General features: G+C 62.7%; 23 protein-coding genes. All 23 read left to right on the forward strand.

The genetic code is table 11. The annotated features are described in order from the left end of the window. Position 1: 1 nt before the first annotated feature. The 23 genes from ACOZJV_RS11325 (at position 2) to ACOZJV_RS11435 (ending at position 16,424) form a co-directional block, all read left to right on the forward strand. Positions 2-1,024, forward strand: a complete 1,023-nt coding sequence (locus ACOZJV_RS11325) for a phage major capsid protein, P2 family (protein ID WP_421547658.1) — start codon at positions 2-4, stop codon at positions 1,022-1,024. Next, positions 1,021-1,731, forward strand: a complete 711-nt coding sequence (gene gpM, locus ACOZJV_RS11330) for a phage terminase small subunit (RefSeq protein WP_421547659.1) — start codon at positions 1,021-1,023, stop codon at positions 1,729-1,731. The genes ACOZJV_RS11325 and gpM overlap by 4 nt, the downstream gene beginning before the upstream one ends. Before the next feature lie 97 nt (positions 1,732-1,828). Continuing rightward, positions 1,829-2,290, forward strand: coding sequence for a head completion/stabilization protein (locus ACOZJV_RS11335; protein ID WP_421547660.1), 462 nt, complete (start codon positions 1,829-1,831; stop codon positions 2,288-2,290). After that, positions 2,287-2,733: a phage tail protein gene (locus tag ACOZJV_RS11340; RefSeq protein ID WP_421547661.1), complete on the forward strand. Its 447-nt coding sequence runs from the start codon at positions 2,287-2,289 to the stop codon at positions 2,731-2,733. The genes ACOZJV_RS11335 and ACOZJV_RS11340 overlap by 4 nt, the downstream gene beginning before the upstream one ends. Continuing rightward, positions 2,723-3,403, forward strand: coding sequence for a phage virion morphogenesis protein (locus tag ACOZJV_RS11345; RefSeq protein WP_161758461.1), 681 nt, complete (start codon positions 2,723-2,725; stop codon positions 3,401-3,403). Before ACOZJV_RS11340 ends, ACOZJV_RS11345 begins: the two co-directional genes overlap by 11 nt. Positions 3,404-3,414: 11 nt before the next feature. Continuing rightward, positions 3,415-4,530 (forward strand): DUF2586 domain-containing protein, encoded by a 1,116-nt coding sequence (locus tag ACOZJV_RS11350; protein ID WP_421547662.1) that lies wholly within the window; start codon positions 3,415-3,417, stop codon positions 4,528-4,530. A gap of 3 nt (positions 4,531-4,533) precedes the next feature. Continuing rightward, entirely contained in the window at positions 4,534-4,983 is a 450-nt protein-coding gene (locus tag ACOZJV_RS11355) for a phage protein (RefSeq protein WP_421547663.1), read from the forward strand. After that, the gene (locus ACOZJV_RS11360) at positions 4,983-5,192 is read left to right on the forward strand and encodes a TraR/DksA family transcriptional regulator (RefSeq protein ID WP_421547664.1); all 210 of its coding nucleotides are present in this window, start codon (positions 4,983-4,985) and stop codon (positions 5,190-5,192) included. The genes ACOZJV_RS11355 and ACOZJV_RS11360 overlap by 1 nt, the downstream gene beginning before the upstream one ends. Beyond that, positions 5,192-5,494, forward strand: coding sequence for a hypothetical protein (locus tag ACOZJV_RS11365; RefSeq protein ID WP_421547665.1), 303 nt, complete (start codon positions 5,192-5,194; stop codon positions 5,492-5,494). The genes ACOZJV_RS11360 and ACOZJV_RS11365 overlap by 1 nt, the downstream gene beginning before the upstream one ends. Continuing rightward, positions 5,491-6,018, forward strand: a complete 528-nt coding sequence (locus ACOZJV_RS11370; RefSeq protein ID WP_421547666.1) for a lysozyme — start codon at positions 5,491-5,493, stop codon at positions 6,016-6,018. The genes ACOZJV_RS11365 and ACOZJV_RS11370 overlap by 4 nt, the downstream gene beginning before the upstream one ends. Beyond that, positions 6,015-6,482 (forward strand): lysis system i-spanin subunit Rz, encoded by a 468-nt coding sequence (locus ACOZJV_RS11375; protein WP_421547667.1) that lies wholly within the window; start codon positions 6,015-6,017, stop codon positions 6,480-6,482. Before ACOZJV_RS11370 ends, ACOZJV_RS11375 begins: the two co-directional genes overlap by 4 nt. 46 nt (positions 6,483-6,528) lie before the next feature. After that, the gene (locus ACOZJV_RS11380; protein ID WP_421547668.1) at positions 6,529-6,819 is read left to right on the forward strand and encodes a putative phage tail assembly chaperone; all 291 of its coding nucleotides are present in this window, start codon (positions 6,529-6,531) and stop codon (positions 6,817-6,819) included. A 23-nt stretch (positions 6,820-6,842) separates the two neighbouring features. Beyond that, entirely contained in the window at positions 6,843-6,983 is a 141-nt protein-coding gene (locus ACOZJV_RS11385) for a DUF6890 family protein (RefSeq protein ID WP_421547669.1), read from the forward strand. Between the two features lie 6 nt (positions 6,984-6,989). Beyond that, positions 6,990-8,975 (forward strand): phage tail tape measure protein, encoded by a 1,986-nt coding sequence (locus ACOZJV_RS11390; RefSeq protein ID WP_421547670.1) that lies wholly within the window; start codon positions 6,990-6,992, stop codon positions 8,973-8,975. Beyond that, positions 8,972-9,289: a DUF2590 family protein gene (locus ACOZJV_RS11395; RefSeq protein WP_161758471.1), complete on the forward strand. Its 318-nt coding sequence runs from the start codon at positions 8,972-8,974 to the stop codon at positions 9,287-9,289. Before ACOZJV_RS11390 ends, ACOZJV_RS11395 begins: the two co-directional genes overlap by 4 nt. Continuing rightward, complete coding sequence (locus ACOZJV_RS11400; RefSeq protein ID WP_421547671.1) at positions 9,286-10,461, forward strand: baseplate J/gp47 family protein; 1,176 nt, start codon at positions 9,286-9,288, stop codon at positions 10,459-10,461. The genes ACOZJV_RS11395 and ACOZJV_RS11400 overlap by 4 nt, the downstream gene beginning before the upstream one ends. Further along, the gene (locus ACOZJV_RS11405) at positions 10,454-10,978 is read left to right on the forward strand and encodes a phage tail protein (RefSeq protein WP_161758473.1); all 525 of its coding nucleotides are present in this window, start codon (positions 10,454-10,456) and stop codon (positions 10,976-10,978) included. Before ACOZJV_RS11400 ends, ACOZJV_RS11405 begins: the two co-directional genes overlap by 8 nt. An 8-nt stretch (positions 10,979-10,986) precedes the next feature. Further along, complete coding sequence (locus tag ACOZJV_RS11410; RefSeq protein ID WP_421547672.1) at positions 10,987-12,597, forward strand: phage tail protein; 1,611 nt, start codon at positions 10,987-10,989, stop codon at positions 12,595-12,597. A gap of 24 nt (positions 12,598-12,621) precedes the next feature. After that, positions 12,622-13,314 carry a phage tail protein gene (locus tag ACOZJV_RS11415; RefSeq protein WP_421547673.1) on the forward strand — a complete coding sequence of 231 codons (693 nt, stop codon included), beginning with the start codon at positions 12,622-12,624 and terminating at the stop codon, positions 13,312-13,314. Positions 13,315-13,334: 20 nt separating this feature from the next. Further along, positions 13,335-14,237 (forward strand): hypothetical protein, encoded by a 903-nt coding sequence (locus tag ACOZJV_RS11420; RefSeq protein ID WP_421548314.1) that lies wholly within the window; start codon positions 13,335-13,337, stop codon positions 14,235-14,237. Next, positions 14,234-14,779 carry a DNA-binding protein gene (locus tag ACOZJV_RS11425; protein WP_421547674.1) on the forward strand — a complete coding sequence of 182 codons (546 nt, stop codon included), beginning with the start codon at positions 14,234-14,236 and terminating at the stop codon, positions 14,777-14,779. Before ACOZJV_RS11420 ends, ACOZJV_RS11425 begins: the two co-directional genes overlap by 4 nt. After that, positions 14,776-15,480, forward strand: coding sequence for a hypothetical protein (locus ACOZJV_RS11430; RefSeq protein ID WP_421547675.1), 705 nt, complete (start codon positions 14,776-14,778; stop codon positions 15,478-15,480). The genes ACOZJV_RS11425 and ACOZJV_RS11430 overlap by 4 nt, the downstream gene beginning before the upstream one ends. Then, positions 15,453-16,424 (forward strand): hypothetical protein, encoded by a 972-nt coding sequence (locus tag ACOZJV_RS11435; RefSeq protein WP_421547676.1) that lies wholly within the window; start codon positions 15,453-15,455, stop codon positions 16,422-16,424. The genes ACOZJV_RS11430 and ACOZJV_RS11435 overlap by 28 nt, the downstream gene beginning before the upstream one ends. Positions 16,425-16,499 lie beyond the last annotated feature (75 nt).

The raw sequence follows: 16,499 nt of genomic DNA on the forward strand, positions 1-16,499 counted from the left end.
CATGGCCCAGAATCTGAGCGCCTACGGCGCGAAAATGTTCGCAGATCTGCAGGTTGCTCTGGCAGACACCTATGGCGTCACGCTGGTTACCAAACAGTTCAGCGTTGAACCGTCGATCGCCCAAGAGCTGAACGATGCGATCACCGCCAAGGCGGATTTCCTGGAACGAATCAACATCGTTCCGGTGAGCCAGATCAAGGGCGAAAAAGTCTTTCTCGGCACCAACGGGCCGGTGACTGGCCGCACCAACACCAAGAAGAAAGATCGCGAGGCCAAGGACGCTTCAGGCCTCACTGACGACCAATACGAGCTGTTCAATACTGAATCCGATGTTGGCTTGCCCTACGCAAAAATCGATGCCTGGGCCAAGTTTCCAGACTTCCATCAGCGCTACTCCGCAGCTGTTCAGCGGCAAATCGCCCTGGACCGGATTATGGTCGGTTTTCATGGCACCCACGCTGCTGAGCAGACCGATTTTGACCAGTTCCCGATGCTCGAGGACGTCAACAAGGGCTGGCTACAGCAGCTCCGCGAAAAAGCTCCGCATCAGGTACTCAAGGAAGGCGTAGCCGGGTCTGGAAAGGTCACGCTTGGCAAAAACGGCGACTACGCAAACCTTGATGCCCTGGTGCACGACACCTTGCAACTGGTGGATGAACGGGTGCGTGGAGGCGGTGATTTGATCGTAATCATCGGCTCAGACCTGCTCGCCGGCGATAAGGCCAAGCTCTACAGCAACCAGGCTGGCACCCCGACCGAGAAAGAACGCATCGAGCTGGCCCAGGTTATTTCGACCTACGGCAGCCTGTCCGCTTATAGCGTCCCGCACTTTCCGGTGAATGCTGTTCTGGTAACCAGCTTCGACAACCTGTCGATCTACTACCAGGACTCCAGCTGGCGTAAGCAGAGCGTCGACAACCCGAAGCGCTCCCGTGTTGAGGATTACAACAGCCGCAACGAGGGCTATGTGATCGAGCAACTGGAGAAGGCCGGTTTCACTGAAAACGTGGAGCTGTTGGCGTGAGCCTGGCCCTGGCGCACAAGCGCCGCATTTTGGCGTTGGGGCCAGAGTTAGCCGCCGCTCAACTGGCGGTGGCTTACTCCCCCGACACCGCCCTGGCCAGCCCTGCGAACGCTCAAAAACACCTGCAGTTGATGTTGTCGGCACTGGCCGGAGATCTGGAGCGCATCAGCGCGATCAACAGCCGCGACGACCGCCAGAAACTCAAGCGCGACGAGCTGCTACCCAAGTACCTGGAGTACGTGACGCGCTACCGCGACAGCGGCCTGAACTACCCCAACCCGGTGGTGATGCAGGTCCTGGTGTGGTTGTTCGACACCGTCCAGTTCGAACAGGGCCTGGAGCTGGCGAACTTCGCCATTGAGCAAGGCCAGGCCATGCCGGAGCGCTTCAACCGCGACGTGCCGACCTTCGTTGCAGACGAGCTGATCGACTGGGCCGAGGCCGAACACAAAGCAGGCCGCAGCCCTGAGCCTTATGTCTCCGACCTACTGACGTGGGTCGACGGTCGCTGGGATCTGTTCGAACGCATCCCGGCTCGCTACCACAAGTTGCTCGGCATCTTGGCCATTGAGGCCAAGGACTGGGCGAAGGCAATCACCCACTTTGAGCGTGCCACCGAGCTTTACAAGGAGATCGGCGTAGGGACACGCCTGGACGGCGCACGCAAGGCACTTGCCAAACAACTGGCCCAACCGGCCACCGAGTAACCGACTACCCCCCCAGCGGGGAACTGTGGACGTGAGTCGGCCATTTATGGCCCGCCCTACGAGAAACAGTTTCCCCGCCCTATTCGAGCGACCAGCAATGAGCTTTTCGGGTAACCCCACCACCTTTGTGGAACTGCAGATCGAGAACGACGGTTTCTGGCCGAACCTCTCGCTGTCGCAGTTTCAGAAGGCCTATCGCCTTCCTGGGGAGTACCTGGTGGAAACGCTGGTCGATGGTTTGACCACTGCCATGGCCGAGGTGAATACCGACCTGGCCAAGTGCAAAGCCAAATGGCAGGACGCTGGCATCGACAGTGTGAGCACCGCTGATTCGCGCCTGCTGCGCGAGCGCACTTTCAAGGTTGCGACCTATCACCGTGCCGTCTACTGCCGTGCAAAAGCCAACCTGCTGACCCAGTTCGCCACGATTACGCGGCGTGATATCGCCGAGAACCTGGGCAAGGAATTGCCCGAGCGCGGCGAAACCTTCCTGGAGTTCAGTCAGCAGGCTGTGCGCTCCCTGCAGGGCCGTGGCCGTATTACGGCGGTGTTGCTGTGAACAAACTGCGCGCCCTGACCAAGTTCCTGATAGACCGACAACTCGCGCTGCAGGAACAGATCGACAGCTTCGCCGAGCAGGTGAACCTGGAGCTGATCTGGAAGAACGGCCCCCAGGGCCTGCACTTGGGCGATATGCGCTATCGCGCTGTCCTGGTGATCGAGCGCTTCGCGGCAAGCCCCGCGTTGCTGATGGCCATCGTGGGCAGTTGGCTGGAAACCCAGGATCCGGATCGAGACGACGACTTGCCGGCGCCGGTATTCACGATCGAGCAGTTGGACAACGACCTGGCCGACGTGGAACTGACCCTGGAGTTCATCGAGCCCCAGCACCTGGCCGAAGACCCCAACGGCCTGATCGATGCCTTCGGCAAGAAGTGGGGCCTGGTCGCCTTCGACCTGTGGACGGCCGAACAAGGCGAGGTGCGCAGCCATGGCGCGTAGCACCTTTGAACTGGATGTTCGGGGCCACCTGGGCGTGCGTGAGCAACTGGCCCTGCTGAGCCTGCCGCCGCAGTTGCGCCGGCGCCTGCTGAACAACGTCACCAAGCGCATACGGACGATGAGCCGTAAGCGGATCCGCGAGCAGCAGAACCTGGATGGCTCGCCCTTCGAAGCGCGCAAGGGCGACAGCAAGGGCAAAAAGAAGATGGAAGCCGGCCTGGGCAAGCTGCTGCAGGTGACCCGGGTCAGTCCGGATGAAGCCGTCCTGGGCTGGCGCAACGGGCTGACCAGTTGGGTCGCTGCCCAGCAGCACAACGGCACGTCGGAGCGCCGTACCGCTGCCCAGATGCGCCGGTGGAACAAGGTTCCCGAAGGCCTGGCCGCGACCGACAAACAGGCCAAGCGGCTGCGCCGGCTGGGCTTCAAGGTACGCCAGAAGGGCAAAAAGAGCCTGACCCGGCCCGCAGTGGCGTGGATCCAGGAACACGTCGGGTACGCACAGGCGGGCCTGCTGATTCGCATTCTTTCCGATGAAAAAGCCGAAGGCACCGGTGCGCAAAGCTGGGAAATCACCCTGCCCAAACGCCAGTTCCTGGGCGTCAGCACCGATCGGGACACCAGCTTGCTGGTGAACCAGGTGCTGGAACAAATCCTCAATTCACCCCGCTAACGAGGCACTGCATGGCACTCGGCAAAGTCAGCGTCAACAATCTCAACCTCGGCCAGGGCGCCGTGACCGAGATCGAGCGCTATTTCCTGATCATCGGTCCCGGCGCCAAGAACGTCGGCCAGTTGATCCCCTTGAACACCGACAGCGACCTGGAAGCCCAGCTGGGCATTCCGGACAGTGACCTGAAAGCCCAGGTCAAGGCCGCACGCCAGAACGGCGGCGACCGCTGGGCCTGTGTCGCGGCTCCGATCGCCGCCGACGGTGACTGGACCGGCGCCCTGGAAAAGGCCCAGCAGCAAGGCTTTTCAGTCGAAGCGGTGCTACTGACCAAACCGGTCAGCACCGGCGCCGAACTGCTGGCCATGCATGACGCGGCCGAGGCCGTCGCCAACACCCACGGGCGCCGCCTGTTCGTGATGGCCGCTGCCCCTGGCATCACCGTACAGCAGACCTGGAACGAGTACCTGGTCGAGCGCAAAGCGCTGGCCAAGGACGTATTGGCGCCGCGCGTCCTCCTGGTTCCCCAGCTGCATGGCAACGACCTGGGCGTGCTCGCCGGCCGCCTGGCCAACGCTGCCGTAAGCATCGCTGACAGTCCGATGCGCGTGGCCACGGGGTCGTTGCTGGGCCTGGGCCCGACGCCAGTGGACAAGGAAGGCGTCCCGCTGCCTACCGCCGTCCTCGCCGAGCTGGACACGGCCCGTTACTCGGTCTCTCAGACCTACCCGGACTATCCCGGGGTGTATTGGGGCGACGGCAACATGCTCGACGCGCCGGCCAGCGACTACCAGGTGATCGAACACCTGCGTCTCGCTGACAAGGCCGCTCGCCAGGTCCGACCGCTGCTGATTCGTCGTGTCGCGGATCGGCGCCTGAACAACTCACCGGCGAGCATGGCCGCCGCTGTCAGCGCGTTTATGAAACCCCTGCGCGTCATGGCCAAGTCCACCACCTTTGCCGGCCAAGTGTTCCCAGGCGAGATCGAGTCGCCCAAAGACGGTGACATCCAGCTGGTCTGGCACACCAAAACCAAGGTCGAGGTGTACATCAGTATCAAGCCCCTCAACAGCCCGAAAGACCTCAAGGCGAACATCGCCTTGGACCTTTCCAACGACGATTCGGAGTAACCCATGTCGCGTATTGGTGGCAAAAACTTCGACATTGCCCTGGGGGATCTCCAGGCCCACGTCGAGAGCTGCACCCTGGATATCACCGACAACACCGCCGTGGCGCAGTCCCGGGGCGTTCCGGACGGCTTCGTCGATGGCGACGTGGCGGCCAGCGGTGAATTCGAGTTCGACAGCAACAACTTCAATCTGCTGATCGAGGCCGCACGCACTGCCGGCAGCTTCCGCCAGCTGGAGCCCTTCGACGTGGTGTTTTTTGCCCAGGCGGGCCAGGAGGAACTGCGCATTGAGGCCTTCGGCTGCAAGTTGAAGGTTTCCAGCCTGCTCAGCGTGGACCCCAAGGGCGGCGAAAAGACCAAGCACAAGGTGCCGTTTGACGTCACCAGTCCGGACTTTATCCGTGTGAACGGCGTGCCGTACCTGGCTGCAGCCGAGATCGAGGGCCTGCGCTGATGGTGTGCCCGTTCGATCGCGCCCAGGAGCTGGAGCAACGCCAGCGTGACCAGGCGATCACCGCTCAGCTTGCCCTGTCGCGTCCGAACGGGCCGAGCCTGACCCATTGCGAGGACTGCGATAAGCCGATCCCCGAGCAGCGCCGAGCGCTGGGGGGAATGACCCGCTGCGTCCCATGCCAGACCCTTTTTGAGCAAGGAGTGCGCTGATGACAGATTCAGTCGCCAACGATCCGGTGCGCCTGCTGGAGCGCGATATGGCGGTGTTTAAACACCGCCTGGTCAGCTTGGAAAGGCGCCAAGAGTCGGTCCCGACCCGTGTCACAAAGCTGGAACAGCAGTTCGAACACATGTCTGGCCAGCTGTCCGAACTCAATGAGGGCCAGCAAAAGCTGACCAGCGTCGTTTCCGACATTGGCAAGAAAATCACTTGGGCTCTGGCCATCGCCAGCACCCTATGGGCGATCCTGCAGATGGTCGGCCCTACCCTCTTGCGGGCGGTGTTTCCATGAGCATTCGCAACAAGATCGCCGCCGGCGTCATCGTTCTGGCCAGCGCGCCACTGCTCGCGTTCCTGGGCAAGTGGGAGGGCAATGGCCAGAACATCGTCTACGCCGATCGGCTTGCTCGCGGATTGGCCACGGTGTGCAAGGGCATCACCCGCCATACCAGCCCATACCCGCTGGTCATTGGTGATTACTGGTCACCGGAGCGCTGCGCCGAAGTGGAGCAACTGGTGGTCGAGAAGGGCCAACTGGCGCTTGCGGACTGCCTCAGTAATCAGCAGGTCGGCCAGAACACTTTCGACGCGCTGACCAGCCACAGCCACAACTTTGGCGTGCCGAGCACATGCGCCAGTCGTGCAGTGGGCCTGATCAACGCCGGGCGCATCGCCGAAGGCTGTAAAGCGTTGGCCTGGGCCCCGGATGGCAAAACACCGGTATGGGCTTCTGTAACCGATGCCCTGGGCCGCAAACAGTTCGTGCGAGGGCTCCATGCGCGCCGGTTGGCAGAAGTGGAGCTGTGCACGCGATGACCATCACCCCGTTTCGTTTCCTGCTTGCCGTGGCACTGACGGGGCTTATTCCTCTGTTTTGGTTCGTGCAAGTCGTTCAAGACCGCGACACCGCACGCACTGAGCGTGACACCGCCCAGGGCGAAGCCGCGAGCTTGCGTGAAGCGGCCCGCGTCAGTGCCGAAACGCTCGCCGCTCGCGATGAAATCGACCTTGCCCGTACCCAGGAGCTGAATCGTGCACGTACTGAAAACCTCGACCTGCGCCGTGCTGTTGACGCTGGCCGTCAGCGGTTGCGCATCGCCGCAACCTGCAGCGCCGCAGTGCCCACCAACGCCGGCGCCGGCGGCCTGGCTGATGCAGGAACCGCCGAACTCGCAGCAGACGCTCGATCGGATTATTTCACCCTCAGAGATCAGCTTGCCCTGAGCAAGCAAATGATCCTGGGCCTGCAGGACCACACACGCCGGGTTTGCCTGCGCTGATTGGCACCACGGCCACCACCCTCAACCTTTGAAAGGAGCAATACCCATGAGTATCAACAGCCGCGAAATCACCCTGGAAATCGGCGAAACCGACTTCAGATTCACCCTGTCGCCCCAGGACGTGACCAAGTACTTCAACGCCATGACAGCGACCAACAAGGTCGCACCGTCGCACAATTTGCTGAGCACCACCGTCAACCAGGAGCAGCGCGCAGGCCTGCGTGAGCTGCTGGCCAACCCGGTGATGACCATGCAGATCGCCGGCGCGCTGCTCGAGGAGTACGCGCCTGACGTCGAGATCATCGTAAAAAAGCCCTCGAACGCGCTGACCGCCTGACCGAAGACGGCCTGGGCCAGTTGATGGCCATGACAAACCGCTGGCTGCCTGGCGCTGAGCCCTCAATCGAGAACATGGGCACAGCGCAGTGGCTGGAAAACGAGCACTGGAGACGCATGGAGATTGCCGTGGCAAACGGCATCGCCCATGCGTTGAACGGATAAAAAAGCATGGCTGACCGCAGCGCCCGCCTGGACTTCATCCTGGCCCTGACCGACAAGGTCACCGCACCGTTGGGCAAGGTAAAAACAGGGTTTTCCAACCTGGCCGAACAGAGCGAGAAGAACATCAAGACGATGGGGCTTGGCCTGGCAGGCATGACGGGCGCTTTTGTCGGCATCAAAGAATCGCTGCAGCCCGCCCTGGAGATGAACCGCGCCCTGGGCGAGGTCCGATCGCTGGGCGTGGCTGAGGACGCGTTGACCTCGCTCAATCAGAAAGCCCTGGAGTTCTCGGTGAACTACGGCGAGAACGCCCGGGACTTTGTGGCCTCGGCGTACAGCATCGAGGGCGCTATCAAGGGCCTGACCGGCAGCCAGCTGGCGACGTTCACCAATGCCAGCAACCTGTTGGCCAAGGCCACCAAATCGGACGCAGACACCATGGGGGCCTACGTCGGCACCATGTACAACCTGTTCAAGGGCCAGGCCGATGCCATGGGGAAGGCTGAATGGGTCGAGAAAATGAGCGGCCAGACGGCCCTTGCGGTGCAGCTGTTCCGCACGGACGGCGCGCAGCTCAAGGACGCTTTCAAGGAAGTCGGGGCGATCGCCACCGCCGGCGGCGTCGACATTGCCGAGCAGTTCGCGGTGATCGGCTCGCTCAGCAGCACCATGGAAGGCGGCGACGCCGGCGGCAGGTACAAGGCGTTCTTTGAAAACCTCGGCGCCGCGTCTGAAAAGATGGGCATGAAGTTCACCGACAACCAGGGCAAGGCCCTGCCCATGCTCGACATCATGGCCAAACTGGAAGGCAAGCTGGGCGACCTGACCAGCGCATCGGCCGGCACCAAACTCATGGAAGCCTTCGGCGGCGAAGGCGCCCAGGTGATCGGGGCGCTGGCTAAGGACTCGGACCGCCTGCGCAACAGCATGGACAAGCTGGGCAAGGTGCGCGGCCTGGAAGAGGCCGAGAAGATGGCCCAGGCCATGGTCGACCCTTGGCAACAGTTCGCGGCCGCGATCGAGGCGCTACGCGTCGCCTTCGGCCAGGCACTGATTCCGATCCTGACACCCTTGATGGCCAAGCTGACCAGCATCGCCGGCACGCTGACCCGCTGGACTCAGCTTTTCCCGAACATCACCCGGGTGATCGGCATCACCACGCTGACCATCTTGGCGATCATCGCCACTGTTTCCTTTCTGACCTTCGCTGTCGGGGCCTGCCGCATGGCTTGGATGGCCCTGGTGACGATCTGGAAAGTGGTCCAACTGATCAACCTGCGCACCGTGGCGGGTTTCCTCCTGCAGGCGGCGGTGATCGCCGTCTATGTGGCGGGTCTGACGGTGCTCTATACCACCATGGGCATCATCCGTGTGGCCATGATGCTGTGGCAGGGCGTGATCTGGCTGGTCAACGTGGCATTGACGGCGAACCCGATCGGCGTGGTGGTGATGGGCATTGCCGCCCTGGTCGCGATCGTGATCGCCGCCGTCTACTACTGGGACGAGTGGACCGCGGCCTTGACCAACAGCGAGGCATTCAAGTGGGTGCTCGAGCAGCTGCAGGCGCTTTCTAACTGGTTCGACTCAATGGGCGGTTGGGCCGGCATGGCCAAGGGCGCGTGGGACGGGATCGTGGGCATCTTTCAGAAGGCCATCAACGGCCTAATCGAGATGATCAACAAGATCCCGGGCGTGAACATCGAAGCCCGCCTGGGCGATATGCCGCAGATCCCCGGCGCCGAGCAGGCAGTGAACGCCGCAGAGGTGGCCAGCGCTTCGCAGAAAGCCCAGCAAACCATCAGCGGAGCCATTCCAAGCCTGTCGCCGGCGCGGCCTAACGCTGTGCCCCCGGGCGGCCTGCTGACCAGCATCCAGAACAACAACAGCAGCCAGAACAGCGGCACCCGCGTTGAGAACGTGAACATCCACACCGGGAAGGCCATGACCCCGCTGGAGCTTGAAAACATGATGGCCATGTCGGTGGGCGGATGAGCGAATACATAGACCTTTGGATCGTCGACAACGACCTGGTGCTGGATCCGTCCCGCCAGCCCTTGCTGATCGAGGACCGGGCCAGCATCGCCCAGGACATCGCCCACATGATCCGCGACAGCGGCCTGTTGGTGACCCTGGTCGCCGAGCGTGATCGCCTCCGGCAGCGTGACTGTATCCAGCAACTGGAGCTGCTGGTGGAGTCGGACGAACGCCTGGTACCGGGCACCGCGCTTATCACCCAGCTGCAGCCAGGTCAGTACCTGGTCACGGCTACCACCCTGCAATTTGGCAATATCGAGGTGACGTTGTGAGCGACGTAGATTTCAAGCGGGCATTGAGTGATGCCGGCATTCCCACCACCGAGGCCGGCCTGCGCCTGGCCTGGGAAGCCGAGGTCGCCGCCCAGGGCAGCAAACTCAGCAACACCAGCAGCTACTCCCCGTTCTGGCGCGTGGTCACCGCCCTGGTGACCAAGCCGGTTATGTGGATCCTCGACTTCTTTGTCAGCACGGTTCTGCCTAACTTTTTCGTCAAGACCGCCGGCGGCGCCTGGCTGGATATGCTGGCCTGGGCGGTTAACGTCGCACGCAAAGGCGCGACAAAGGCAGAGGGCGTGCTGCTGTTCACCCGCGTGACCGCCGGCGGCGCCCTGGTCGTACCCGCCGGAACCCTGATCCAGTCTGCAGCGATCAATGGCCACGTTTACCAACTGGTCACCACCGTGGCCGGCGCCTTTACTGATGGTCTGATGCAGCTGGAGATCCCGGTGAAGGCCACCGACGCCGGATCCGGCTACAACTTGGCCCCGGGTTATTACGCGATCCTGCCAGTCCCGGTACCGGGAATTGCCCAGGTGGTGAACAACGACGGTTGGCTGATCGCACCAGGTGCAGATCCAGAACCCAACGACGAGCTGCGTTTGCGGGTGCGCAACCAGTTCTCGGCGGTCAACCAATGGCACACCGACGCGGTATACCGGGCCATGATCTCGACCTTCCCGGGCGTACGGCCGGACGGGGTCTATTTCGAGCATGGCGCGCCACGCGGCCCGGGCAGTGCCAACGCCTTTGTGTTGTTCGAAGCCGGTGTGCCGGCGGCGACGTACCTGGAGCAGATCAACGCCCATATCCGCGACCAGGGCAACCATGGCCACGGGGATGACCTGCTGGTGATGGTGATGCCCGAAACCTTCCACGCGCTGCAGGTAGAAATCTGGCCCCGTTCAACCGTGACCGTCGAGCAGCGGCAAAAGCTGCAGGACGAGGCCGAGCAGTTCATCAGGGCCGCATTCCGCGAGAGTACCGCCAGCGACTACCAGCCGACCCTGACTTATCCACAGTCGCGCTTCTCCTTTAGCCGCCTGGCCGAGGAGCTGCACCAGCAGTTCGCCGGCATCGAGTCGCTGCACTTTGCCACCGACGACATTCTGGCCGAGCTGAACATACCCCGGATCCAGAGCCTGCAGGTGGTGCTGCGTGATTAAGATCAACCTCAAGTTCTGGCTGGCCGGCACTGAGCTTACAAAGCTCAAACAGGCCGCACAGGCCTGGTGGGAAAAGGTCGAGGGCTGGCTGCGCTGGCCCTTGCTGCAGATGGACGCCGACACCTGTCACCTGGTGGTGCTCGACCTGTTGGCCTGGCAGCGCGACATCAGCCGCTTTAAGGGCGAGCCCGAAAGCTTGTACCGGCTACGGGTCAAGTACGCATTCATCAACGCAGTGGACGCCGGCAGCACGGCCGGGATGAAACGCATCCTGGAGCGCCTGGGCGTGGGCTACGTCGAGATCGAGGAGCGCGAGCCGGATCGGGATTGGGATGTGGTGCTGTTGCGCTTCTCCGACTCGCAATTGTCGCAGAACCCCGAGCTGCTGCGTGTGCTGATCCAGCAATACGGGCGCACCTGCAGGCGATACGACTTCTCGACCATCACCCCGGTGCGCCTGTCGGCCACCATCGTTCACTTCCACGACGATCAGCAAACGCTGGTCGCCAGCCTGTAGGAGCCCCCATGGGAGCCAGCATTACCCTTGCAGGTGAAAGCCTGATCGCCCAAAAACTTGCCGACCGCGCCGGTTTGCAGATCGCCCGGTTCGTTTTTGCCAACGTCCCAGGACTGGACCCGACCGGTCCTGTGGACCGCTCAGCCGCCAAACCTGATGCCGCGCACATCGTCCATACCCAGCCGATCGGCGCCGACCAGGCCGGCTATGTGAATCCTAACCAGGTCGTGTACAGCGCTCAGATGGGATCGGACGTCGGCGATTGGGACTTCAACTGGATCGGCCTGGAAAGCGCCGAGGACGTGCTTTTTGCCGTGGCTCATGTGCCGCTTCAACAAAAGCGCCGCAACATCCCGCCGTTGCAGGTTGGAAACAACCTGACCCGCAACTTCCTGGTGGTGTTCGACGGCGCCCAGGCGCTGACCGGAATCACCATTGATGCGAACACCTGGCAGCATGACTTCACCGTCCGCCTGGCCGGCATCGATGAGCGCGAGCGGCTGAGCAATCGCGAGGTGTTCGGTCGGGCGTGCTTCTTTGGCAGCGCGCTGCAGCTCGAAAAGGTTGGCCCCCTGTTCTACGTCAAGGCAGGTACAGCGTATGTGGAGGGCATACGACTGGAGATCCCCGTATCTCAGAAACTCCCGCGTAAAGGCCTTCCGACAACGGCCTGGCTCGACGTGTCGCTACAGCGTGAACTGAGCGATACGGTGGCCAGCTGGAAAGTGGTCTACGCGGACGAGTGCCCGGACTACACCGACAGCGCTGGCGTGCGGCATTACTGCGTGGCCTTGGCCAATATGATTTCCGTGAACAACGTTGTCGACCTGCGCCCTGTTGAAGCGATCGATGGGCCGCTGGTGCAGCACTTCGCCGCCCGAACTGGTGATTACCCCCTCCTGCGCGCCCGGGGCACCACCAAGGACGATGTAGACCTGGGCAATCTGCCCAACGCCAAATCCGACGATCCAACCGTCAATGACAGCGAGATCCTGGCCACCACGGCGGCGGTTAACGCTGCAATGGTCCAGGTGGTCTATCCATTGGCCGGCATGGTGGCTTCCTTTGCCAGAAAGACAGCACCTGCTGGCTGGTTGAAAGCCAACGGCGCCGCGATCAGCCGGACCACGTTTGCGGGGTTGTTCGAAGCGATCGGCACCACCTTCGGCGCCGGCGACGGCGTGACCACCTTCAACATCCCCGACATGCGGGGCGAGTTCATTCGAGGCCTGGACGACGGCCGGGGCATTGATCCCGGGCGCCTGCTGGGCAGCGGGCAAGCCTCCATGCTCGAGGCGCACAACCACGAGGCAACGACCAGCGCTGACGGCGGGCACGTCCATAACGCCACCGCCACGATCGACGCTGCAGGCGAGCACACCCACATCTCCCCCCGAGCAGCGAACAGCAGCGTGGGCAACGGTGCTCCGAACTTAACGACGGCAAACGGCTGGAACGGCACCACCGCCGCCAGCTTGCCGGCGGGGGACCACACCCACACCGCGACCGTAACCATGGACGTCGCGCCCAGCCACACGCACACCGTCACTGTGAACAAGACCGGTGGCACCGAAACACGCTCGCGAAACGTGGCCCTCCTTTTCTGCATCAAGTATTGAGCCGAGAACATGACGACAAAAACTGTGTATCAGACCGACCACCTGGGCATTTTGATTGGCGCCGCGAACGCGGACCCTTGCCCTATAAACCCGGGTGAATGGCTGATCCCCGGCGGCTGTGTGGAGGTGCCACCACCCGCACCAGGTGAACACCAGGTGCCGCGCTGGAATGGCAAAAGCTGGGAGTTGATCGTCTCTTATCAAGGGCTCACGGTGTACAAGACCCGCACCGGCGAAACGCTGGTGATCGATCGGCTGGGCGAGCGGCCCGCCGGCTACACGCTCAGCGCCCCGGGCCCAGGCCAGGTATGGTCCAACGGCGAATGGGTCGACGACATTCCGGCCACCCTGGTTCGCCTGCATCAAGAGCAAACCCAGCGGATCAACAGCGCCTGTAAAACCGCTATTACAGGCGGTTTTACTTCGGAAGCCTTGGGTTCACCCTACCGGTACGGCAGCGAACTCGACGACCAGTTAAACCTGATCAGCGTAATCATGGCGGGCCGGGAAACCCTCTATGCCTGCGGCGACAAGCCGGGCGTAAATGACTTCAAACCACACACCTTTGCGCAGATCCGCCAGGTGGGTGACGACTTTACCGCGTTCAAACTGCAGCTGCTGCAGAAGGCAAATCAGCTCAAGCAGGCGCTGGACAAAGGCCTGGCCGATGGTGATCTGGCGGCGATCGAGGCGGCGACCTGGGAGAGTGTTCAGTGAACACCTGGGCACCGGTGACCATGCGCTGGCCTGAGCAGGCCACCCAGTGGATGGGCGAGTTGTCTGCAGCCAAGGACCTGGCCGGCGGCGAGTTGGCCAGCACCGCGCAACGCCTGGCGGGCCTGGACGGCATGGCCAGCACCAACCCGGGGCCGGTCGGCGCCGCTGCTGCAGGCGCGATCGCCGCCGGTCGCGCCGCACTGGCCAGCCAGATGGGCGACGCGCCGGCGTGCCTGGCGGTGACCCCGTTTCAAAACGGGATCGGCCAGGGCCGAGGGCATCAGCGTTTTCTGTCCGCGCCCAACTTGCTGCAGCAGCTGGCCGACAAACTGACCGACGCCGGCGACGGCGGTTTGCCGGTCGGGCCGCAATACGCGCTGTCGATCCTGTTCCTGGGCACGCGCTACGACCAGTTGGCCGACACCCTGGCGCGCTTCAATGCGCTGTTGCCGATTCCTGACCTGGTGCGCACTGAGCGACGTGCTCGCCACCTGGCCCAGCTGGAGACTGAAAAGTGGGTAATGCCCCAAGCCGGCCCGCTACCCCGTTGGCAATCGTTGCCCCTGGAGCGCTGCACGGTGGTCAAAGCGGCCAAGCAATCCATGGCCGGCCAGATCGCTGTCCTGGAGAGCTACGCGGCCGACAGCTCGCCGATGGGTGACCTGGCCGCACTGGCGGGCCGCAAGGCCGCTCAGCAGCAGGGCCGCGACCAGCAGCTGAACGACTTGAAAGCGTTGCTCGCTGGCGGCAATGCAGACCACAGCATGCGCGCGCGGATCCTGGGCCCCGGCAACACCACCGAGCTGCGTCGGTCCATGCTCGAGGGCGAGGCCCCGGGGCATGAATGGGTGCTGTCTGCCGGTGTGCTGCTGGTTGGGTCGCACCAGGGCCTGAGTTTTGTTCGTGAACTGGTGGGCCTATGACGCTTCTACTCGACGGCCAGCAGGTGCGGGGCAAGCGGCTTAAGGTCACCGCCAACCTGCGTATTGAAAGCGACGACCTGTCGGGCCAAACCAGCAACACCGAGACGGCCCACAAGGGCTTCAAGCCCAAGACCCTGGCGGTCACGCTGATGATTCCATTTGTTGACCAGGTGCAGTTGCGCGACCTGATGCGCCTGGCCGAGGCCACCGCCGGCGGTGGCCAGCTCAAGATGTACCGCATAGTCAACGACACGGCCGCAGCCTTTGGCATCCGCGAGGTGCAGTTTTCCGAGGGGGTCAGCGCCCGACAAGATGACTCGCTGAACGCCTGGCTGGTCCAGTTCACCCTGTCCGAAAAGCTGTCGAACCCGGAAAAGGTCGAGAAGCGCCGCGCCGGCAACGCGGTCAGCGCGCAATCGGCACCCGGGCAGGGCGTGGGTGGCGAAGGTGGCAGCGGTACCGGCGAGGCTGGCCAGGAGCTGAGCGGCTTTGAATCGGTCCTGAAAAAGGTGGATGACTACCTGGGCGGCGGCAAGGCATGAAACTGCACAAGGTGCTGACAATCGGTGGCCAGGCCTATGTCCTGGTCAAGGACGACGTGCGGCTGGACAGCAAAAGCCCCGGCCGGGCGACATTCACCATTCAGGCCGGGGCCCCGGTCAAAGGCCTGGTAACGCTGGATATCGGCTACAACGAGCGCACGCTGCAGCGCCATTTCATCGGCTACGTCGAGCGATCGACCGCGGTTAATGCGATGCAGCAGATCCTGGTGTGCCGCGAACTGGCGGCGATCCTGGCCAACCCGCTGCCGCTCAACCTGCGGCATGTCGACCTGCAAGCGGTGCTGGCCGAGATCAGCACCAAAACCGGTCTGCGCTTTCGGGTGCCTGATCAGCCATACGCCACGGTCAAGGCGCCGTTCTTCTACAGCCTGGCCACCGGCTACCTGGCCATGGACAGCCTGGCCCAGGTGTTCAACATCCCCGACTTTATCTGGCAACAGCAGGGCGACGGCGAAGTCTTCGTGGGCAGTTGGGCCGACAGCTTCTTCGGCACCCGGGCACCGCTGCAGCTGCCCACCGGGCTGTTTGACAGCTACCAGGGTAATCAGAGCGCTGTGGTTGCGGTCCTTCCAGGACTTCGCCCGGGCGCTACCTTCAACCAGGGCGAGAGAATCACCAGCGTGACCCTTGCCGGCAACCAAATGGCGATCAAATGGACGACGCAATCCGTCGCAGCGTAGAGCGGCAATTCCCCGAACTCACTGGCGGTTACCACCTGCCACGCTTTGGCCGGGTGGTGGCCGTTCCGGATGCGCCGGCGGCGCCCGGGCTGTGCGACGACTTCCGGCCGCGCTTTGGCGTCGACGTCGAAGTGCTGCTGCCCGACGGCGAACCAGATCCAGCGCTGCCGATCCTGAGCGGCCTGCCGCTGCCGGCGCCGATGGGCGGACAAGAAGCCGGCATGTTCGGCTTCCCCGAGGAAGGCACCACGGTTGTGGTCAGTTTCGCCTATGGCCTGCCGAACAAGCCCTTTATTACCCAGATCCTGCCGCACGGCCTGAGCCTGCCCCGGGTGCCGAAAGGCGACCAGGTCTGGCAGCATAGCGAGGCCTGCCAGCAGCGCGTCGACGCCGACGGCAACTGGCTGCGCCAAACCGATGGCAAGATCCAGGACAAGGCGATCGAGCGCGAAGTGGAAGCCCTGGAGAACACCGAGAGCTTCCAGAACCACACCAGGACGGTCGACGACCATTCGAAAGAGTCAGTGGGTGGGATCAAGACGATCGAGGCGCTGGGCGCGCTCAAGCTGTTGTCGGGTGGATCCGCAAGCCTGGCGGCAGTGGATGACCTGCACCAGGCCACCGGCCGCGACCTGAACCTGGTGGTGGGCCAGAAGCACAACGCGACTGTGGGCGGCGATATGCAGGAGCAGATCCAGGGACTGCGCAAAAGCGTGGTGGGGATCAGTCAGCGTCTGCAGGCCCCCAAGACCTGGTTGGGGTCGGAATCGGTCAACGTGCTGCAGGTGCTGTGTGATTTGCTAATTCTAGTGCAGCAGATGAACAACCAGCTGGCCAGTCACACGCACGGTCCGACACCGGTTCCAGGGAATTCCGGCGATTTTTTTAGCAATTCGGGTGTTGCAACCAAGCTGTGTAAAAGTCTAGAAAAAATCACTCTCTGATTAGCTCATTAGTTCTGTTGTCGCTAGTTTCATTCGTGGATTGTGCCTACCTTCGCCTGTTGTCTAAATACGATA

It is taken from the genome of Pseudomonas sp. QD4 (assembly GCF_049199125.1).
Classification (GTDB): domain Bacteria; phylum Pseudomonadota; class Gammaproteobacteria; order Pseudomonadales; family Pseudomonadaceae; genus Aquipseudomonas.

Excerpts from the sequence above, each read along its gene's own strand:
- ACOZJV_RS11380 (WP_421547668.1), top strand. The coding sequence starts at position 6,529 with ATGAGTATCAACAGCCGCGAAATCACCCTGGAAATCGGCGAAACCGAC.
- ACOZJV_RS11435 (WP_421547676.1), top strand. The coding sequence starts at position 15,453 with ATGGACGACGCAATCCGTCGCAGCGTAGAGCGGCAATTCCCCGAACTC.
- ACOZJV_RS11390 (WP_421547670.1), top strand. The coding sequence starts at position 6,990 with ATGGCTGACCGCAGCGCCCGCCTGGACTTCATCCTGGCCCTGACCGAC.
- ACOZJV_RS11395 (WP_161758471.1), top strand. The coding sequence starts at position 8,972 with ATGAGCGAATACATAGACCTTTGGATCGTCGACAACGACCTGGTGCTG.
- ACOZJV_RS11420 (WP_421548314.1), top strand. The coding sequence starts at position 13,335 with ATGCGCTGGCCTGAGCAGGCCACCCAGTGGATGGGCGAGTTGTCTGCA.
- ACOZJV_RS11335 (WP_421547660.1), top strand. The coding sequence starts at position 1,829 with ATGAGCTTTTCGGGTAACCCCACCACCTTTGTGGAACTGCAGATCGAG.
- ACOZJV_RS11355 (WP_421547663.1), top strand. The coding sequence starts at position 4,534 with ATGTCGCGTATTGGTGGCAAAAACTTCGACATTGCCCTGGGGGATCTC.
- ACOZJV_RS11375 (WP_421547667.1), top strand. The coding sequence starts at position 6,015 with ATGACCATCACCCCGTTTCGTTTCCTGCTTGCCGTGGCACTGACGGGG.
- ACOZJV_RS11430 (WP_421547675.1), top strand. The coding sequence starts at position 14,776 with ATGAAACTGCACAAGGTGCTGACAATCGGTGGCCAGGCCTATGTCCTG.
- ACOZJV_RS11365 (WP_421547665.1), top strand. The coding sequence starts at position 5,192 with ATGACAGATTCAGTCGCCAACGATCCGGTGCGCCTGCTGGAGCGCGAT.
- ACOZJV_RS11370 (WP_421547666.1), top strand. The coding sequence starts at position 5,491 with ATGAGCATTCGCAACAAGATCGCCGCCGGCGTCATCGTTCTGGCCAGC.
- ACOZJV_RS11425 (WP_421547674.1), top strand. The coding sequence starts at position 14,234 with ATGACGCTTCTACTCGACGGCCAGCAGGTGCGGGGCAAGCGGCTTAAG.
- ACOZJV_RS11360 (WP_421547664.1), top strand. The coding sequence starts at position 4,983 with ATGGTGTGCCCGTTCGATCGCGCCCAGGAGCTGGAGCAACGCCAGCGT.
- ACOZJV_RS11345 (WP_161758461.1), top strand. The coding sequence starts at position 2,723 with ATGGCGCGTAGCACCTTTGAACTGGATGTTCGGGGCCACCTGGGCGTG.
- ACOZJV_RS11350 (WP_421547662.1), top strand. The coding sequence starts at position 3,415 with ATGGCACTCGGCAAAGTCAGCGTCAACAATCTCAACCTCGGCCAGGGC.
- ACOZJV_RS11325 (WP_421547658.1), top strand. The coding sequence starts at position 2 with ATGGCCCAGAATCTGAGCGCCTACGGCGCGAAAATGTTCGCAGATCTG.
- ACOZJV_RS11410 (WP_421547672.1), top strand. The coding sequence starts at position 10,987 with ATGGGAGCCAGCATTACCCTTGCAGGTGAAAGCCTGATCGCCCAAAAA.
- ACOZJV_RS11385 (WP_421547669.1), top strand. The coding sequence starts at position 6,843 with ATGGCCATGACAAACCGCTGGCTGCCTGGCGCTGAGCCCTCAATCGAG.